At 60.6% G+C, this 18,777-nt stretch carries 19 protein-coding genes; 15 read left to right on the top strand and 4 right to left on the bottom strand.

The window, feature by feature from the left end; translation table 11 throughout:
• Positions 1 to 10: 10 nt before the first annotated feature.
• The 12 genes from SM764_RS08170 (at position 11) to SM764_RS08115 (ending at position 11,575) form a co-directional block, all read left to right on the top strand.
• Positions 11 to 493, top strand: coding sequence for a tellurite resistance TerB family protein (locus SM764_RS08170; RefSeq protein WP_065270687.1), 483 nt, complete (start codon positions 11 to 13; stop codon positions 491 to 493).
• Positions 475 to 915, top strand: a complete 441-nt coding sequence (locus tag SM764_RS08165) for a tellurite resistance TerB family protein (RefSeq protein WP_369001488.1) — start codon at positions 475 to 477, stop codon at positions 913 to 915. The genes SM764_RS08170 and SM764_RS08165 overlap by 19 nt, the downstream gene beginning before the upstream one ends.
• On the top strand, positions 912 to 1,694 hold the full coding sequence (locus SM764_RS08160; RefSeq protein WP_368947076.1) for a phosphate/phosphite/phosphonate ABC transporter substrate-binding protein: 783 nt from the start codon (positions 912 to 914) through the stop codon (positions 1,692 to 1,694). The genes SM764_RS08165 and SM764_RS08160 overlap by 4 nt, the downstream gene beginning before the upstream one ends.
• Positions 1,695 to 1,896: 202 nt before the next feature.
• A complete protein-coding gene (locus tag SM764_RS08155; RefSeq protein WP_065273507.1) occupies positions 1,897 to 2,643 on the top strand; it encodes an ABC transporter ATP-binding protein in 747 nt (248 codons plus the stop codon).
• Positions 2,644 to 2,687: 44 nt separating this feature from the next.
• Complete coding sequence (locus SM764_RS08150; RefSeq protein ID WP_065270690.1) at positions 2,688 to 3,398, top strand: transporter substrate-binding domain-containing protein; 711 nt, start codon at positions 2,688 to 2,690, stop codon at positions 3,396 to 3,398.
• A 128-nt stretch (positions 3,399 to 3,526) separates the two neighbouring features.
• The gene (locus SM764_RS08145; RefSeq protein ID WP_368947116.1) at positions 3,527 to 4,408 is read left to right on the top strand and encodes an ABC transporter permease; all 882 of its coding nucleotides are present in this window, start codon (positions 3,527 to 3,529) and stop codon (positions 4,406 to 4,408) included.
• A complete protein-coding gene (locus SM764_RS08140) occupies positions 4,405 to 5,211 on the top strand; it encodes an ABC transporter permease (RefSeq protein ID WP_369001486.1) in 807 nt (268 codons plus the stop codon). Before SM764_RS08145 ends, SM764_RS08140 begins: the two co-directional genes overlap by 4 nt.
• A 147-nt stretch (positions 5,212 to 5,358) precedes the next feature.
• Positions 5,359 to 6,678, top strand: a complete 1,320-nt coding sequence (locus tag SM764_RS08135; RefSeq protein ID WP_369001485.1) for a glutamine synthetase family protein — start codon at positions 5,359 to 5,361, stop codon at positions 6,676 to 6,678.
• A gap of 57 nt (positions 6,679 to 6,735) precedes the next feature.
• Positions 6,736 to 7,416 (top strand): type 1 glutamine amidotransferase, encoded by a 681-nt coding sequence (locus SM764_RS08130; RefSeq protein WP_369001484.1) that lies wholly within the window; start codon positions 6,736 to 6,738, stop codon positions 7,414 to 7,416.
• Positions 7,416 to 8,774, top strand: coding sequence for a glutamine synthetase family protein (locus SM764_RS08125; protein WP_065270694.1), 1,359 nt, complete (start codon positions 7,416 to 7,418; stop codon positions 8,772 to 8,774). Before SM764_RS08130 ends, SM764_RS08125 begins: the two co-directional genes overlap by 1 nt.
• A 73-nt stretch (positions 8,775 to 8,847) precedes the next feature.
• Entirely contained in the window at positions 8,848 to 10,158 is a 1,311-nt protein-coding gene (locus SM764_RS08120; RefSeq protein ID WP_065270695.1) for an NAD(P)/FAD-dependent oxidoreductase, read from the top strand.
• A 208-nt stretch (positions 10,159 to 10,366) separates the two neighbouring features.
• Positions 10,367 to 11,575, top strand: a complete 1,209-nt coding sequence (locus tag SM764_RS08115) for a DegT/DnrJ/EryC1/StrS family aminotransferase (RefSeq protein WP_369001483.1) — start codon at positions 10,367 to 10,369, stop codon at positions 11,573 to 11,575.
• 191 nt (positions 11,576 to 11,766) lie between these two features.
• On the opposite strand, the gene phaR is transcribed toward SM764_RS08115, so the two are convergent.
• Positions 11,767 to 12,333, bottom strand: a complete 567-nt coding sequence (phaR, locus tag SM764_RS08110; RefSeq protein WP_065273509.1) for a polyhydroxyalkanoate synthesis repressor PhaR — start codon at positions 12,331 to 12,333, stop codon at positions 11,767 to 11,769.
• A 227-nt stretch (positions 12,334 to 12,560) separates the two neighbouring features.
• Here phaR and SM764_RS08105 point away from each other — a divergent pair, with 227 nt between their 5' ends.
• The gene (locus SM764_RS08105; RefSeq protein ID WP_369001482.1) at positions 12,561 to 13,433 is read left to right on the top strand and encodes an NAD-dependent epimerase/dehydratase family protein; all 873 of its coding nucleotides are present in this window, start codon (positions 12,561 to 12,563) and stop codon (positions 13,431 to 13,433) included.
• A 141-nt stretch (positions 13,434 to 13,574) separates the two neighbouring features.
• Here SM764_RS08105 and SM764_RS08100 read toward each other — a convergent pair whose 3' ends face one another.
• Both SM764_RS08100 and SM764_RS08095 read right to left on the bottom strand, forming a co-directional pair.
• On the bottom strand, positions 13,575 to 14,018 hold the full coding sequence (locus SM764_RS08100) for a phasin, PhaP (protein ID WP_065270698.1): 444 nt from the start codon (positions 14,016 to 14,018) through the stop codon (positions 13,575 to 13,577).
• Between the two features lie 133 nt (positions 14,019 to 14,151).
• The gene (locus SM764_RS08095; protein ID WP_065270699.1) at positions 14,152 to 15,954 is read right to left on the bottom strand and encodes a PHA/PHB synthase family protein; all 1,803 of its coding nucleotides are present in this window, start codon (positions 15,952 to 15,954) and stop codon (positions 14,152 to 14,154) included.
• A gap of 148 nt (positions 15,955 to 16,102) precedes the next feature.
• Here SM764_RS08095 and phaZ point away from each other — a divergent pair, with 148 nt between their 5' ends.
• Together phaZ and SM764_RS08085 are read left to right on the top strand one after the other, a co-directional pair.
• Positions 16,103 to 17,380, top strand: coding sequence for a polyhydroxyalkanoate depolymerase (phaZ, locus tag SM764_RS08090; RefSeq protein WP_065270700.1), 1,278 nt, complete (start codon positions 16,103 to 16,105; stop codon positions 17,378 to 17,380).
• A 4-nt stretch (positions 17,381 to 17,384) separates the two neighbouring features.
• A complete protein-coding gene (locus tag SM764_RS08085) occupies positions 17,385 to 17,975 on the top strand; it encodes a DUF6151 family protein (RefSeq protein ID WP_369001481.1) in 591 nt (196 codons plus the stop codon).
• A gap of 43 nt (positions 17,976 to 18,018) precedes the next feature.
• Here the strand turns inward: SM764_RS08085 and SM764_RS08080 are convergent, their stop codons facing one another.
• Entirely contained in the window at positions 18,019 to 18,777 is a 759-nt protein-coding gene (locus SM764_RS08080; protein WP_369001480.1) for an alpha/beta fold hydrolase, read from the bottom strand.

Here is an 18,777-nt window from a genome sequence, read left to right as displayed (position 1 = left end):
TCCTGATCTCATGCTCAAAAAGCTCTTTCAAGCCTTCCGCCCGCCGCAGCCCCCGGCGCTGCCGGATCCCGACGCTGAACTGGCCCTCGGGGCGCTGATGGTGCGCGTGGCGCAATCCGACCGGGAATATCAACTGGAAGAGATCAGCCTGATCGACCGGATTCTGGCGCGGCTATATCAGCATAACGCCATTGAAGCGGCCAAGGTGCGCGCCAGCTGCGAAAAATTGCACGCCGCAGCGCCCGAGACCGATACATTCGGCCGCCTGATCCGCGAAACCACCGGGCTTGACGAACGGCTCGCCGCGCTGGACGCCCTGTGGGAAGTGGTGCTGGCGGATGGCGACGAACACGAGGGCGAAGTCAAGATCGTGGAAGACGCCCGCAAGGCCATGGGCCTGTCCTATGCCGACAACGAAACCGCGCGGGAGCGGGCGCGCCGCAAACTCGCCAACGCCTCAGAGGAAACTCAGACTTGTTCCAGGACCTCCTGAACCGCCTTCTGTCCCCCGCGAAGGTCACCCTCGCGGATGAGGACGCCCGACTGGCCCTCAGCGCCCTTCTGGTGCGCGTCGCACGATCGGATCACAACTACTCCGAAGAGGAAAAAGACCGGATCGACCGCATCAACCAATCCCGCTACGGGCTGGACATGGGAGGCGCGATCCTGCTGCGCGAAGAGGCAGAGGCGATGGAGGCCGAAGCCCCCGACACCGTCCGTTTCACCCGCGCCATCAAGGATGCCGTACGCTACGAGGATCGCACCGCGGTGATCGAGGCGCTGTGGATGGTCGCCTTGGCTGACGGCCACAGGGATGACAGCGAGGATACGTTGCTCAGGCTCTCCTCCAGCCTGCTTGGGGTGAACGACCGGGACAGCGCCCTGGCCAGACAACGTGCGGAGGCTGCACTGTGATTGCTTTTCTTGGAATGTACGACCGCCCGGAAACCGCCGAGGCCAATGACCGTCTTTGGGCGGCAATACGTGAGGCGCTGGACGGCGAATGGGACGTCCCGGAGGCGCTGGACCGCAAAAGCGATCCCTGGAGCGCCTGGACGGCAAAGAACCTGCTGCTGGCCCAGACCTGCGGCTGCCCGCTGCGCACCCGTCTATACGGCGAGGTACAGCTGATCGGGACCGCCGATTACGGCCACGCAGGCTGCGCGCCGGGGCATTACTACAGCGTCTTTGTTGCCCGCAAGGATGCAGATGTGTCCCGCCTGAGCCAGCTTGATGGCAAGGTCTTTGCCTATAACGACGGCCTGTCGCAATCCGGCTGGGCCGGGCCGTTGATCCATATGCAGGATGAAGGCATGCTGCCCGGCGAATTGCTGGAGACTGGTGGCCACCGGGAGTCTGCTTTGGCCGTGGCAGAGGGGCGCGCCGATTTTGCCGCCCTTGATATCCTATCTTGGGAATTGATGCAGCAATACGACGATTTCGCCGCCGACCTTCAGGCCTTTGAGCGCACTGCCGAGACCCCCGGCCTGCCCTTTATCACGGCCATCGGGAACGCACCCGACGTGCTGTTCAAGGCGATTGAAACCGCGATTTCCAACCTCGACGAGGACACGCTGGCGACGCTGCACCTCAAGGGTATCGTACAAATTCCCATGTCCGATTATCTGGCGGTGCCGACACCGCCCGGCCCAGTGCTGACCGGACAAAAGATCCGCGCCCGCGCCAAGGCCTGATGCATTGTCCGTTTTGTCGGCAGGCCTGACCGTTTCGTAGGAAACCACGGATCTTTGTGCGGTTTGAACATTGCAATTCGGCTTTTTTTGGGTCCAATAAGACAAAATTTTATCCAACCGGACGACGCGCACCTTGACCGAAACAACGACCAAAGCAACGCCTGCGAGCAAAACTGCACCCGACGCCACTCCGGTTCTGGAGATGCGCGGTCTGCATAAATCCTATGGCGATCTGGAGGTCATCAAGGGCGTCGACATCACCGCCCCGCGCGGCGCCGTGGTGTCGCTGATCGGCTCATCCGGGTCTGGCAAATCGACGCTGCTGCGCTGCTGCAACCTTCTGGAAGACAGTCAGCAGGGGGAAATCCTGTTCAAGGGCGAGCCGATCAAATGGGTCGGCAGCGGCCTGAGCCGTCGCCCTGCCGACGCAAAACAGGTTCTGCGCATCCGTACCAACCTGTCGATGGTGTTCCAGCAGTTCAACCTGTGGTCCCATATGACCATCCTGCAAAACGTGATGGAGGCGCCGCTGACGGTGCTGAAACGCGACCGCGCCGAGGTTGAAGCCTCTGCGCGCAAGTATCTCGACAAGGTCGGCATCGGCGACAAATGCGACGTTTACCCAGCGCAACTGTCGGGTGGCCAGCAGCAGCGCGCCGCCATCGCCCGCGCTCTGTGCATGGAGCCCGAAGCCCTGCTGTTCGACGAACCCACCTCGGCGCTCGACCCGGAACTGGAGCAGGAAGTCGTCAAGGTGATCAAGGATCTGGCCGCCGAAGGCCGCACCATGATGATCGTAACCCACGACATGAAGATGGCCGAGGACGTCTCTGATCACGTCGTGTTCCTGCATCAGGGATTGATCGAGGAGCAAGGCACCCCGGCCGAGGTCTTTGGCAACACCAAATCCGAACGACTGAAGGCTTTCCTGTCTTCGACCAAACGCTAAAACCAATAAAACGACCAATAACCAACCAAAACGGGAGTATACTCATGAAATCCATTCTTCTCGGCACCGCCGCCCTGGCCCTGACCGCAGGCGTGGCACTGGCAGATACCGTGCGTCTGGGCACCGAGGGCGCCTACCCTCCCTACAACTTCATCAACGACAAAGGTGAAGTGGACGGGTTCGAGCGCGAGCTGGGTGACGAGCTGTGCAAACGCGCCGAGCTGACCTGCGAATGGGTCACCAACGACTGGGATTCGATCATCCCGAACCTGACCTCGGGCAACTACGACGCGATCATCGCGGGCATGTCGATCACCGAAGAGCGTGAGGAAGTCGTCGACTTCACCCAAGGCTATACCCCGCCGTCGCCCTCGGCCTATGCCGCGATGTCCAGCGACGTGGACCTGACCGGTGGCATCATCGCCGCCCAGACCGCAACCATCCAGGCCAACCACGTGGTCGACACCGGCGCGACCCTGGTGGAATATCCGACCCCGGATGAAACCATCGCAGCCGTGAAATCCGGCGAAGCCGATGCCGTTCTGGCCGACAAGGATTACCTGGAGCCGGAAGTCGAAGCCTCTGACCTGGTCTTCGTCGGTGACGATGTACCGCTGGGCGGTGGAATCGGCATGGCCTTCCGCGAAAGTGATGACGAGCTGCGCGGCAAGTTCGACGCCGCCATCACCTCGATGAAGGAAGACGGCAGCCTGAACGAGCTGATCACCAAATGGGAAGTCGGCGGCACCTGGTAAGCCACGCCTGCCCTTTCCAAGAGACTGGCAAAGGGGGGCACTGCTCCCCTTTGCTGTTTTCCCCCCGTTGCGCGCATGATCCGGCTCCGTCAGGAGGAATGTGGGTGACATAGACGACGAGGTCAGCCATTTTCTCCTATTGCTCAGACCCGGCCACCCTGGAGGGCCTCCAGTGGCTGTCATGTTACCTGACCACCGGAAAGCACATGGGATTTTATCTCGCTTTCGGGACGGTCCTGCTGCTGCTCGCCATCACTGCGCCGCTGGCGCTCCTGTTCGGCTTTGGTGGCGCTATCGCAGCCCGCTCTCACTTCCCGCCCCTGTCCTGGTTCGGCAAGGGATACATCGCCATCGTGCGCGGTGTGCCCGACATTGCCTTCTTCCTATTCTTCGTCATCGCGCTGGATCAGGGAATTGAATGGCTGCGCCACAAGGTCAAATGCCCGGACTGGGATCAACCGATCCGCCAGGGCAGCGATTTTCTGGTCTGCGACATCGCCAAGATGCCGCTGGGCACCTCACCGCAGTGGATTCACGAAGTCTATGGCTTCTCCCTTGCGGTGGTGACCTTCGCCATCGTGTTCGGCGCCTTTGCAGCCAACGTGCTCTATGGCGCGATGAACGCGGTGCCACGACCGCAGATCGAAACCGCCGAGGCCTATGGCATGACACGCAGGCAGGCCTTCTGGCGCATTCAGGTGCCGCAGATGTGGACTTATGCGCTGCCCGGCCTGTCGAACCTATGGATGGTGCTGATCAAGGCGACACCGCTGCTGTTCCTTCTGGGCGTCGAGGATATCGTCTACTGGGCGCGTGAACTGGGCGGTTCCAAGACGGCCAAGTTCACCGATTACCCGCACGGCGACTGGCGCATGTGGTATTTCCTGGCGCTGCTGGTCTTCTACCTCGCCTTTACCAAGGTGTCAGAGGTGGTGCTGGCCCGGATCACGACCCGCCTGTCGCATGGGCAAGCCACCCTGGGCGGTGAAGCGCAGAGGAAAGCCAAATGAGCTGTATCGAGACCATTCAGGCCTATGCCTTCCGCTCGCTTGGTTACGGGGAACGCCTGCTGCCGCGCAGTGATTTCACCCTGTGCGAACATTTCACCCTGATCGGATCAGGGATGATCTGGAACATCTATTTCGGCACCCTTGCGGTGATTACCGGCTTCTTCTTTGCCAATCTCCTGGCGGTGGCGAAGAACTCCTCCTCCGCGGTCTGGCGCAAACCGGCAGAGTGGTTCATCTTCATCTTCCGGGGATCGCCACTCTTCATCCAGTTCTTCTTTGCCTATTTCCTGTTCCTGGAAATGAAAGGCTTCTCGCCCATCCTTGATGCCTTCTCCTCGGCCTGGTTGGGGGCGCTGGTGGTGTTGTTCTTTAACACCTCGGCCTATAGCGCCGAGATCTTCTATGGTGCGCTGCGATCGATCCCCAAGGGCGATATCGAGGCGGCGGACGCCTATGGCCTGTCGGGCTGGCACCGGTTCCGGCGCATCATGTGGCCGACGATGATGCGTCTCGCCTGGCCGTCCTACACCAATGAGGCAATCTTCCTGTTCCACGCCACGACGCTGGTCTTCTTCTCCGGCTTCCCGGCCTGGCGGCAAAAGGGCGATGCGCTCTATTACGCGAATTACTTTGCGGACAAGACCTTCAACCCCTTTGTGCCCTATCCGATCCTGGCCTTCTATTTCATCCTGCTGACGCTTTTGATCATAGGTCTGTTTGGCCTTGTGAACAAAAGACTGAACCGGCACGTACCGAAAGAAAGACGGGTCAAAATGCGGTTCAGGCCAAGCCTTATCCGCTGAACGCCGCCACAGAATAGCACTTTAAAAATGGCTCCTTCGGGAGCCATTTTTTGTGCGTAGGCGCGGCTGCGACAATTTTTGATCAAATTTTGATTGCGTCTTTACGCGGCTCGGGTAGAACTATGGTCAGAAACAATGGAGCCCCCCATGGACCTGTCCGGCCTCAGAACCGTCCGCATTGCCGCCTGTGACATGAACGGACAGATGCGCGGCAAGCGCATGCCCGCAAGCGCAGCACATAAGCTGGATGATGGCACCGCGCGCATGCCGGTCTCGGTGCTCAACGTGGATATCTGGGGTCGCGACATCGAAGACAGCCCGCTTGTGTTCGAGACCGGCGATGCCGATGGCATCCTGCTGCCCACGGACCGGGGCGCCGTGCCCATGCCCTGGCTCAGCACGCCGTCCGCCCTGGTTCCGATGACCATGATGCTTGAGGATGGAACGCCGTTCATGGGCGACCCCCGTCAGGTTCTGGCCCACGTTCTGCAGCGCTATGCGGCACGGGGATGGAGTGTGGTTGCCGCCACCGAGATGGAATTCAACCTTGTGGATGATGGCGGCGCCCAACCCGGCCCGCCGATTGATCCGCTCACCGGACGCGAGCTGGACCAGCAATCGGTTCTGTCGGTGGCCGAGCTCGACGCCTTTGACGCCTTCTTTTCCGATGTCTACGAGGGCGCCGAGGCGATGGGCATTCCCGCCAAGGACGCCATTTCCGAGGCCGGCCTCGGCCAGTTCGAGATCAACCTTGACCATCAGGATGCCATGCGCTGCGCCGACGATGCCTGGCTGTTCAAGGCCTTGATCAAAGGTCTGGCACGCAAACACGGGTTTGCGGCGACCTTCATGGCGAAACCCTATGCCGAGGAAGCCGGCAATGGCATGCACGTGCATTTCTCGGTGGTGGACGAAGCCGGAAACAACATTTTCGACAATGGCACCGACGCCGGGTCCGAGCTGCTCCTGAACGCGGTGGCTGGTTGTCTGGCCGCCATGCCTGCCAGCACCCTGATCTTTGCGCCCCACGGCAATTCCTATGACCGGCTGATCCCCGGCGCCCATGCACCGACCAGCGCGGCCTGGGCCTATGAAAACCGTACTGCCGCAATCCGCATTCCCGGCGGCAGCCCCAAGGCGCGCCGGATCGAACACCGCGCCGCAGGCGGGGACATCAACCCCTACCTGATGCTGGCAACGGTGCTGGGTGCGGCCCTTGTCGGGATCGAGGACGCAATGCAGCCGCCTGCCCCCTCGAGTGGGAATATCTATGACATCAAGGGCCTGCCGCAGCTTGCCGCGACATGGCAGGAAGCAATCGACCTGTTCGAGAGCGATCCCATCATCGCCCGCATCCTGCCAAAAACCGCGATCCGCAATCTGGTGATGACAAAACGGCAGGAACTGGAGGAATTCGCCCGCCGCCCTAAAGAGAACCACTGGCTGTCCTGGCTCGAAGCGGTATGATCCCTTGCCTGGCCTTTATGGCTCGGCTACAATAAATTTGATCAAATTTGGTGACCCATGAAAATCGGCATTCTGCAAACCGGCCATGCCCCGGACGACCTGATCGACAGCTCAGGTGATTACGACCAGATGTTCTGCGACCTGCTGGCCGGGCACGGTTTTGAATTCCAGACCTGGGCCGTCGTTGATGGGGTGTTCCCGGACGGTCCCGATGCGGCGGACGGATGGATCATCACCGGATCAAAACACGGCGCCTATGAAGACCACGACTGGATCCCGCCGCTAGAGGAGTTGATCCGCAAGATCGACGCCGCGAAACGCCCCATGGCAGGGATCTGTTTCGGACATCAGATCATAGCACAGGCCCTCGGCGGCAAGGTCGCCAAATTCGATGGCGGCTGGGCGGTGGGTCACGTGACCTATGAACAGGACGGCCAGCCGGTGACCCTGAACGCCTGGCATCAGGATCAGGTTGTGACCCGCCCCAAAAGCGCCCGGGTGCTGGCCGGCAACGATTTCTGCGAAAACGGAATCCTGGCCTACGGTGACCACATCTGGACCGTGCAGCCCCACCCCGAATTCTCCAACAGTTTTGTACAGGGCCTGATCGAGAAACGCGGCCGCGGCGTAGTGCCGGACCCCATTCTGGAGCGCGCAGCCGCAGGCCTCAGCACCCCCGTAGACAACCTTAAGATCGCAACCTTCCTCGCAGAGTTTTTGAAGAAAGAGAGGACCTGATGTCCGCCTGGCTCGATACGCTTCCCGACGCCGCCAAATCCTACCTGGAGGGCCGTCGTCTTGACGAGGTGGAATGCGTTATCTCGGATCTGCCGGGCATCGCCCGCGGCAAGGCTGTCCCGGCCACCAAATTCGCCAAGCAGGAATATTTCCACCTGCCCGACAGCATCTTTTACCAGACCATTACCGGGGACTGGGGTGAGGCCGCCGACGAGGATGGCTTCATCGAAAAGGACATGACGCTTTATCCCGACATGACCACCGCCACGGCGGCGCCGTGGACCGGGGACTGGACGCTTCAGGTCATTCACGATGCCTTTGACCGCGACGGCAACCCAATTGCCTGCTCGCCCCGCAACGTGCTGAAACGCGTTGTGCAACTTTACCACGACAAGGGCTGGGAGCCGGTGGTGGCACCCGAGATGGAGTTCTTCCTGGTTGCCCGCAACGTGGATCCGGCCCATGAGATCAAACCGATGATGGGCCGTTCGGGTCGCCCCGCGGCGGCGCGGCAGGCTTATTCGATGACGGCCGTGGACGAATTCGGCCCGGTGATCGACGATATCTACGATTTCGCCGAGGCACAGGGGTTCGAGATCGACGGCATCACCCAGGAAGGCGGCGCCGGGCAGCTGGAAATCAACCTGCGCCACGGCGATCCGGTGAAACTGGCGGATGAGGTCTTCTACTTCAAACGCCTGATCCGCGAGGCCGCGCTGCGCCACGACTGTTTCGCCACTTTCATGGCCAAACCGATCGAGAATGAGCCCGGATCGGCCATGCATATCCACCATTCGATCATCGACAAGGCCACCGGAGAGAACATCTTCTCCGGACCGCAAGGCGGTGAAACCGACGCCTTCTATCACTTTATCGCCGGTCTGCAGAACCACCTTCCCGCCGGGATCGCAGTGATGGCACCCTATGTGAATTCGTACCGCCGCTACGTGAAGGATCACGCCGCGCCGATCAATCTGGAATGGGGCCGCGACAACCGCACCACCGGCATCCGGGTACCGCTGTCCAGCCCCTCGGCCCGCCGGGTGGAAAACCGCCTCGCTGGCATGGATTGTAATCCCTATCTGGGGATCGCCGTGTCGCTGGCCTGTGGCTATCTTGGCCTGATCCAGGAAGAGCGCCCACGCCGCCAGTTCAAGGGCGATGCATACGAGGGCGAAGGCGATATTCCGCAGGTCATGGGCCAGGCCCTGGATCTGTTCGATACGGCCACTGAACTGCACGAAATCCTCGGCCCTGAGTTCGCGCGCGTCTATGGCATCGTCAAACGCAGCGAATACGAGGAATTCCTGCAGGTGATCTCCCCCTGGGAGCGTGAACACCTGCTGCTGAACGTCTAGGCAGCAACCGTTCCCGCCCACTTCCCGACCACCGTGCCGCTGCTGCGGCGCGCCCGCCCGCACGAGGTAATCTATGGCTTTGAACCTGCTTTATTCCAACGACCGCAAGGGACAGTACCCTGCCAGCTGGTACAATGCGACGGCAACAGAGCAAAAGCCCTATGACGCCCTGCGCGGGGATATACGGGCCGATGTCTGCATCGTCGGCGCGGGCTACACCGGCCTGTCCGCCGCGCTGCATCTGGCGGAGGCAGGCATGGAGGTTGCGCTTCTCGACGCTCACCGCGTCGGCTTTGGCGCCTCCGGGCGCAATGGCGGGCAGCTCGGCAGCGGACAGCGGATGGATCAGGAAGATCTTGAAAGCTTCATGGGCGAAGCCGAGGCCCTGAAGCTCTGGCGGCTGGGGGAAGAGGCCAAGGATCTGGTCAAATCCCTGATCGCCCGGCACGATATCGACTGCCACCTGAAACCCGGCGTGGCGTGGACCGGCTCCTCATGCAGTGAGGTGTCGCATCTGCACGACTATGCGCGCCACCTGCAGGATTGGTACGGCTACGATCAGATCGAAGTTCTGAACGACGACGCATGCCTCAAGCTTTGCCCTTCGCCCGATTACAAGGGAGGCTTTCTGGATCATGGCGCCGGGCATCTGCACCCGCTGAACTATGCGCTTGGCCTCGCCCGCGCAGCCGAGGCCGCAGGCGCCAAGATATACGAGCAGAGTGAGGCGCTGGAGATCACCGAAGGCGCCGAGGTCACTGTGCGCACCGCCGAAGGCACAGTCACGGCAGACCACCTGATCCTGGCCTGCAACGGCTATCTTGGCGGACTCAACCGTCAGGTCGCGGCCAAGGTCATGCCGATCAATAATTTCATCGTCGCAACCGAGCCTTTGGGGGATCGCGCCAATCAAGTGCTGACCCGCGACGTCGCGGTGGCGGACAGCAAATTCGTGGTCAACTATTTCCGCCTCAGCCATGACAAGCGGCTGCTGTTCGGCGGCGGCGAAAGCTATGGCTATCGCTTCCCCGCCGATATCGAAGCCGTGGTACGCAAGCCGATGCATCAGATCTTTCCGCATCTGAGCGACGTCCGCGTCGATTACGCCTGGGGCGGCACGCTGGGCATCACCATGAAACGGATGCCCTATCTGGCACGACTGGCGCCAAATGTCCTGTCGGCCTCCGGCTATTCTGGCCATGGGGTCGGCACCGCCACCCACGCCGGGCAATTGATGGCGCTTGCCATTCAGGGGCAGGCCGAAGGCTTTGATACTATGGCACGGGTTCCCGCCCCGGCCTTCCCCGGTGGGCCGCGCATGCGCTCACCGCTGCTGGCCCTCGCCATGACCTGGTACGCGCTGCGCGACCGGCTTGGTATTTGATCCGGCTCTGATCCCCTCCCCTTTTACCATCCCCTGCCGGGACCGACGGCCAGAACGCACCCCGTGCCTTCTGGCCGTTGTCGCTCTGCGCGCCTTCGCAACAGTTCTGTGAAATTTTCACCCTTGCGCCGGGAAATGCACCGTCGGCCTTGGCTTTGCGCGCCCATTGTTTTAGATTTATGAAATGATCCATTTGGGAAATTGAAATATGACGCAGCCACCGAATGTTCACGACGCCGAACCGATCCCCGCAGCAGCCCGCGAAGCCATTGATGCGCTGATGCAATCCGGCGATCTGTTTCGCTATACCGCGCCCCAGGATGCCCCTGTTGCCCTGCTGGAACAGGAATTCGCGGAACTCATTGGCTGCAAATATGCCCTCGCCGTCTCTTCCTGCTCGGCTGCGCTGTTCCTGTCGCTGAAGGCGCTGGACCTGCCGCGCGATGCCCGCGTCCTGATCCCCGGCTTCACCTTCGCCGCGGTGCCCTCTTCGGTGGTACATGCCGACTGCGTTCCCGTGCTCTGCGAAGTTGGCGAGAACTACCGCATCGACATGGCCGATTTTGAGGCCCGTCTGGATCAGGATATCGCGGCCGTCATCATCAGCCACATGCGCGGTCACACCTCGGATATGGACGCGATCATGGCGCTTTGCGATGCGCGCGGCATTCCGGTGATCGAAGATGCGGCGCATTCGCTTGGCACCACCTGGAACGGTCAGAACATCGGCACCATCGGCCGGGTCGGCTGCTTCTCCTTCCAGTCCTACAAGATGCTCAACGCCGGTGAAGGCGGTATTCTGATCACCGATGATGCCGAACTGGTGGCCCGCGCGGTCATCATGTCCGGCGCTTATGAGCACAACTGGCAAAAGCACAAAGGCCCCCGCGGCGAAAACACCCCGGATCTGGCGCAGTCCTTTGCCAAGTGGCAGAACCAGCTGCCGCTTTATAACCTCCGGATGAGCAACCTGTCCGCTGCCGTCATCCGCCCGCAGATCCCGGAACTGGCCCGCCGGGTCCGCGACGGTCTGAAGAATCACGATTACGTCGCCGGACGGCTGAACGCCTCGCCCTATTTTGATGTACCCGCCCCGCTGGCGCCCGAACAGCGCGCCCCGGATTCGATCCAGTTCAATCTGGTTGGCATGACCGAGGACGACATCAGGGCCTTCTCCAAATCCGCCGCGGAAAAAGGCGTCAAGGTGCAGGTCTTCGGCCTCTCCGAGGACAACGCCCGCGCCTTCTGGAACTGGCAGTTCCTCAAGGACCTGCCCGAGCTGCCGCAGACCCGCGCCATGCTGATGAAAGCCTGCGACGTGCGCCTTCCGGTCCGCCTCACCAAGGATGAGCTGGACGTGATCGTCGACATCCTGCTCACTGCCGCCAGCGAAACCATGGAACGGGTCGCCGCCTGAACCGGCCCTGCGGTCTGCTCCGCCGGGCCCAACGGATCCGGATCCCCACAATGGGGTGTCCGGGATCGGGCGGGAGCCTGCCGCCCCTTGCCGACTTATCGCGCAGTAAAGCCTGACCCAAGATACGAAAAAACCCGGGCTTGCCCCGGGTTTTTCTCTTTCATCCGATCAGACGCTTTTTCGTGCGTCCGTCACTTTATCTTCGACAGCTTGTCCTGCAATTCGCTCAGCTGGCGCTTGATCGATTCCAGATCTTCTTCGCCATCAGCATCCGATTTCGCGCCTTCCGGTTCCGGGCCGCTGCCGCCGCTCCAGCCGCCGGACAGGCCACCGGTCATTGCCTTGAGGAAAGCCTCCTGCTGAACCTTCATCGCTTCGAACCCCGGCATGGTGGCCATCGGGTTCATCGCCGACATGTTTTCCATCATCTTTGACTGGCTGTCGCGCAGCATGTCGAATGAGGTCTGCAGGAACTGCGGCATTACCCCGCCGCCTGGCACCATATAGCTGCGGACCAGATCATTCAGCACATTCACCGGCAGCACGTTTTCGCCGCGGCTTTCGTGTTCTGCAATGATCTGCAGCAGATACTGGCGTGTCAGGTCGTCCCCCGTTTTCAGGTCGACGATCTGGACCTCGCGTCCATCCCGGATAAACCCAGCAATATCCTCCAGCGTGACGTAGTCGCTGGTCTCCGTGTTATACAGCCGACGGCTGGCGTAGCGTTTGATAAGCAGGGGTTTTTCCTGTTCCGCCATGGTCATACCTCCCCAGACATGATGCATTGCAGAAACCCTATGCGAGCGCAGAACAAAAGAAAAGCCTCGCGCCGCTTTGGAAAACAATTGTTCTTCCTGTCTCTCTGATCCGCCTTTGTGAACCACCGGTCAAAACTGTCTTCACATCAAGAAAACCGCCTTGACCTCAAGTATACTTGAGATTTTACCCCAGACCTCACAATCAGTTTCAGACCGAAGGACGAAACATGCGGGTATTGTTGCTTGGCGCGACAGGATCAATCGGAACCGCCATCACGCGTGAACTGGTCGGCCGGGGCCATCAGGTAATCGGTCTGGCCAGATCAGAGGCCAGCGCGCAGAAGATCGCCGCCCTTGGCGGTAGCCCCCTGCCCGGTGACCTGCGGCAGCCTGAGGCATGGGCGCCCGTGGTGAAAGAGGTCGATGCCGTTGTGCAGGCCGCCGCGACCTTTGATCAAGACATGGGAGAGACCGACGAACGCGCCATAGAGGCGATCCTTGATCATGCCGCGGATCGGGGCACCCCGCTGAGATTGATCTATACGGGCGGTTGCTGGCTCTATGGCGCAACCGGCAACCGTATTGCCGATGAAGCTTCGCCCAAACGGCCGATTGCCAGTTTCGCCTGGATGACAGAACAAAGCCGGACAGTACTGCAGGCGAAGGGGGTTTCAGGCGCCGTAATCCACCCCGGGATGGTCTATCATGAAGACGGCGGCGGCGTCTTCGAACGCTACCTGACAGCAGCCCGCAGCGACCAGCCGATCGAAATCTGGGGCAATTTAAATACCCGCTGGCCGCTGGTGCATCGTTACGATCTGGCGGTGGCCTATCGCATCCTGTTGGAGCGTCCCGATCTGACGGGGGAATTCAACGCCTGCGCCCAAAGCGGCGTCGCGGCATCGGACATCGTCGCCCATATCGCGCAGCAGACGGATCATGCGGGCGGGTATATGGTGCGCACGCTCAAACACGTTCTGTGTAAATACGGGGCCTGGGCCGAGGGGCCGACGCTGGACCAGCAGATGTGCGCAGAAAAGCTGCGGCGCCTGTGTGGCTGGACACCGCGATACCGTTGTTATTCGATGGCCACCTTCTGACAGCCTGCATCGGGCGGCCACAAAAGCAACAGTCCGAAAAGACCGTTCCACAATATAAAAAGGGCAGGCCCGCGTGGCCTGCCCTTTCATCACAATCCGGCACTGATTGGGAGGAGAGCTGGTGCCGTCTTGTGGACTTTCTTATTTGGTTGCAGCTTTCTTGGCTGCGGTGGTCACCTCTTCGGTGGCCTTTTTCACGGCGGCAGTCGCTTCTTCGCTCATATCCTTGCCTGCGGCCATCAGCAGCTCGACGGTATCCGTCTGTGCTTTCTTGGCGACTTCGGCAAAGGCAGCCATGTTTTCGGCAGCCACTTCAGCAGAGGCGCTGGCGAAATCGGTTGCGGCTTTGGCATAGTCGGCAGGCTCGGCCTGGACTTTGGACATCGCGCCCATCTTGGACAGGGTGTCTTTGGTCCATTTGGTCGAAATCTCGGCGGACTGCTCGGCAGCACCGATCGCAACGGCGGCCAGCTTTTCATTCAGAGCAGCAGAGCTCTTGAAGGCGTCTTCCATGGCCTTGGTGTCCATGGGGAATGCGCCCATCATGTCTTTCATCATCGCGGTAAAATCTTGGGTCTTAGCCATCGTACTAGTTCCTCTCGTTGCCGTGGCAGGGAGATGCCCGCCCGCTGTGTCTGACAACAATATGCTTTCTGCATCGCAGCATTTCAAGAATTTTTTGCTGCAATGCAGAAAAATTATGGGAACCGCAGCAATATCAGGACTTTACCATCTTGCGCACATAGTCGCCGGGGGCCTGCACCAGTGGCGGATGGGTCGAATCACCCGGTTCGCGGGCTGGAACCTGCTTGCCGGAACGCTTTTTCAGCCAGGCTTCCCAGCGCGGCCACCAGGACCCTTCATGGAAGGTTGCGCCTTCCATCCAGGCAGCGGCATCCAGTTTCAGATCGTCATTGGTATAGTGACCATACTTGTTGCGGGTGGGCGGGTTCACGATGCCCGCGATATGGCCGGATTGCGATACGATGAAATTCTTGCTGCGCGATCCCATCTGCTGAACGCCTCGGTAGCAGTCCTTCCAGCGGGCGATGTGATCCGTTTCGCACGTGACGGCCATCAGCGGAATGTCGACATCCTTGAGCTGCAGCTTGTGCCCGAGCAACTCGAAACCGTCTTTGGCAAACTGGTTTCCCTGACATAGCCCACGCAGATATTGGATCGCCATCTTGCCCGGCAGGTTGGCGCCATCGCCGTTCCAGTAGAGCAGATCAAAGGCAGGAGGCGTCTCTCCCATCATATAACTGCGGATCGCCGGCCCGTAGACCAGGTCATTGGCGCGCAGGAAAGAGAAGGTCCGCGCCATGATATAGGAGGGCAGCATGCCATCGTCGCCGATCTGCTCCTCGATGGCATCCACGAAATCGTTTTGCAGGAAGGGCGTGAATTCCCCCTGATCGTCAAAATCGGTCAACGCGGTAAAGAAGGTCGCCGATTTCACCGATTTGTCGCCGCGCTGTTTCAGCAGAGACAGGGTCAGACCCAGCGTTGTGCCAGCGATGCAATATCCGACGGCGTTGATCTGTTTGACCTTGCAGATCTCCTTCACCTGCTCGATCGCGGTCAGGAAACCGTCCTGCACATAATCCTCAAGCCCCACATCCGAATAAGAGGCATCCGGATTGACCCAAGAGACCACGAACAAGGTATAGCCCTGATCGGTGACCCATTTGATCAGGCTGTTCTGCGCCTTGAGGTCGAGAATGTAGAACTTGTTGATCCAGGGCGGGAACAGCAGGATCGGCGTTTCATGCACCGTATCCGTGGTCGGGCGGTACTGGATCAGCTCCATCATGCGGTTGCGATAGACGACTTCACCCGGGGTGGTGGCCAGATTGCGGCCAATTTCAAAGGCGGTATCATCCGCCAGCCGGACCACTAGCTCGCCATCATTGGCTTCGAGATCTGCGACCAGATTTTCCAGCCCCTTGATCAGCGACTGGCCCTCGGTCTCCAAAGCCCGCTCCAGCGCATCCGGATTGGTGGGCAGGAAATTGGTCGGCGCCATCATGTGAATGATCTGGTCCGCGAAATAGGACAGCCGCTGCCGGTCAACCCGGTCCAGATCGCCCGCCTCGTCAACAGCCTCGCGGATAGCGGCGGCATTGGTCATGTACTGCTGTTTGATAAAGCGGAAATAGGGGTTCTTGTCCCACATCGGGTTGGTGAAGCGGCGGTCCGAGGGTGCATCGTCGCCTTCCCCGTCCTGTTGCCCGGCCAGCGCCTGCTGGGCCTCGGCGAAATTCAGCACCGATTTGCCCCAGTATTCGATCTGATGTTCCAGCAGCTTTGCCGGGTTTTGCAGCATAGAAGCCCAGTAAGACGTTGCTGCACGTGCGAACAATTCCTGATTCGGACCGTCCAGTCCGGGATGATGCGGCTTCTTGCTTGCCATCACCTCGACCAGCCGTTTCGACAGATGTTCTACCTTTTCTAAATTTTCCTTAAGTCGATCAATGTGTTCTGGAGAAGTTCCGGCACCCTGCACGTCACTTGTTGTCATCTTAAGGAATCCCCCCTAATCTTTCTGCTATGCAGAATACTTGCTCAGGTAGTCTACGAGAAAGTGACAGCAAGTTCTAATCTCTGCACTTAATCCGCCCATGATTTATGATAATGGGTTGCAGGGCGGACACCTAAAGGAGACACCCATGCGCTACATGATGTCCTACGACCTGATGGAAACGACCCGGAACATGAACCAGTGGCTGGGGGCGACCGCATTGTCGATGGCATCCTATCCGGCGTTTTCCGCGATCCCCAATCCGGCGCTCAACTGGCTGGCCGCATGGGGTGAGGTCACGGAGCGCACCTTTCAGCGCATGGTTGCCCGGCCCGACTGGGGCATCGGCACCTTCACCTGTGAAGACGGCAAGGACCATACCGTCGAAATCGACACGGTTCTGGAGCGCCCCTTTGGCGATCTGATCCACTTCCGTGTCGTCGGCCGCGAAGTGCAGCCGCGCAAGGTGCTGCTGGTGGCGCCAATGTCCGGACACTACGCAACCCTGCTGCGCTCGACCGTCAAAAGCCTGGTGGAAAACTGCGAGGTCTATGTCACCGACTGGCACAACGCCCGGGACATCCCGGTCTCCGCTGGCAAGTTCGACATCGAGGATTACACCCTTTATCTGGTGGATTTCATGCGCGAGATGGGTCCTGAAACCCATGTCATCGCCGTCTGCCAGCCCGCCCCGCTGACCCTCGCCGCCACCGCCTACTTGGCCGAGCAGGACCCCGAAGCGCAGCCGTCCTCCCTGACCCTGATCGGTGGACCGGTGGACCCGGATGCAACGCCGACCGAAGTCACAGATTTCGGCCGCCGCGTCACCATGGGCCAGCTTGAGGAGACCATGATCCAGCGGGTCGGTTTCAAATACGCAGGCGTCGGCCGCAAGGTCTATCCGGGCCTGTTGCAACTCTCGTCCTTCATGTCGATGAACATGGACCGCCATTCCAAGGCCTTCATGGATCAGATCCAGCGGGTCAGCAGTGGCGAAGCCTCTGATCACGACGCCCATAACCGGTTCTATGACGAATATCTGGCGGTGATGGACATGACTGCGGAATTCTACCTGTCGACCGTGGACCGCGTGTTCAAGAAAGGCGAGATCGCCAAGAACGAATTCGTCGTCGATGGTCACAAGGTCGATATCGGCAAGATCACCGATGTGGCGGTCAAGACCGTCGAAGGTGCCAATGACGATATCTCCGCCCCCGGGCAATGTATCGCGGCGCTGGACCTTTGCACCGGCCTGCCGGATTCGAAAAAGGCCAGTCATGTGGAACCGGGCGCCGGTCACTACGGGATCTTTGCGGGCCGCAGCTGGCGCAACAACATCCGGCCCTTGGTGATAGAATTCATGAATGCCAACAGCCGTCCAAAGGGTAAGGCAAAGCGGAGCAAACCCAAGATCGCAGCGGTCTGATCCGATGGCGTCAGAGCAGGACCATTCAGGCCGCGCCTTCTCCTGTTCTTGCGGGACAATGCAGGGATACATCACGCCAGAGGCACTGAAGTCCGGAACCCATATCGCCTGTTTCTGCGCCGATTGCCGTGCCAACGAGCTCTATCACCACAGGCCGGATCCTGCCCCGGGTCCGGTGGCGCTCTTCCAGATGTCGCCGGATGGCATCCACATCACCCAAGGCGCGGAAGAGCTGCGCCTGATGCGGCTCAGCCCCAAGGGGTTGTTTCGCTGGTACGCAGGCTGCTGCGGCATGCCCTTCGCCAACACGCTTGCGAAACCCGGCCTGCCCTTCGCCGGGATGCGTACCAATCTGTTCGACCAACCCGAGATATTCGGCAAGATCCGCACCCGCGCCTTTGAACCCCAGCCCGGCAGACCGCCCCGCACCAAGGGCGCCGGGACGATGGTCTATGCCCTGTTCCGCCGCATGATCACCGCGCGCCTATCTGGCAAGTGGACGGAAACGCCTTTCTTTGACATCGAAACAGGCCGCCCGGTGAGCGAGCCAATCGTGCTGAGCAAGGCAGACCGGGACGCGCTGACACAGGGCTGAAGACCCCCTCCCGCTACATCGGCACCCTGCCAGGAAACCGGGATCAGGCCTGATGGGCCGCGTCCGGCGCGCGCGACAACCAGTGCAGCAGTGCCCGGTTCACCGCTTCGGGCTGCTCCAGCACCGGCAGGTGCCCTGCCCCAGAGATCACCTCCAGCTCTGCATGCGGGATCAGGTCGGCGAGAAATTCATGCCGTTTGACGGGCGTCAGGCGATCATATTCGCCGCACAGGATCAGCGTCGGGACATGACAGCGCCGGGCCACGCCCTGCTGATCCATGCGGCGCTGCAAAGCCCGGCTTTGCGCGACGAACAGATCGCTGCCCAGATGCACCCCCATCTGCCGCACCGTGTTCAGAACTTCCAGCCGCCCCGGTCCGGGCGCCAGGCAATCCGCAGGCAGGGCCTTGGCGAGCATCTCTTCCAGCCGTCCGGTGCGGGCCGCCACGATCATCGGCTCCCGTTCGGCGGCCTGCGCCGGAGTTTCCGCCAGAGGCGTCGTGTCCATCAGGCACAGGCGGCTGACCCGATCCGGCGCACGGCGCAGGATCTCAAGCGCGATAATCCCGCCCATGGACAGCCCGGCCAAGGCAAACCGTTCGGGCAGCATGTTCAGGATGTGCGCGGCAATCGCCTCAATCCGGTCACCGCCCAGCAGTGGCGCCACCGTGACCGGCAGATAGGCCGAAAGCGCCTCGATCTGCGCTGCAAAGACGCGCGCATCGCACATCATCCCGGGCAGCAGCACCAGCGGTTCTGATCCAAGCTGGGCCAAAGCATCCGGGGAGGTGGTGTATTGCAT

The sequence above is a fragment of the Pseudophaeobacter sp. 1A16562 genome (assembly GCF_041008785.1).
In the GTDB taxonomy this organism is placed as follows: Bacteria; Pseudomonadota; Alphaproteobacteria; order Rhodobacterales; family Rhodobacteraceae; genus Phycobacter; species Phycobacter gallaeciensis_A.
The sequence above is the reverse complement of the archived record's forward strand: the minus strand, read 5'-3'. Positions and strand labels throughout refer to the sequence as shown.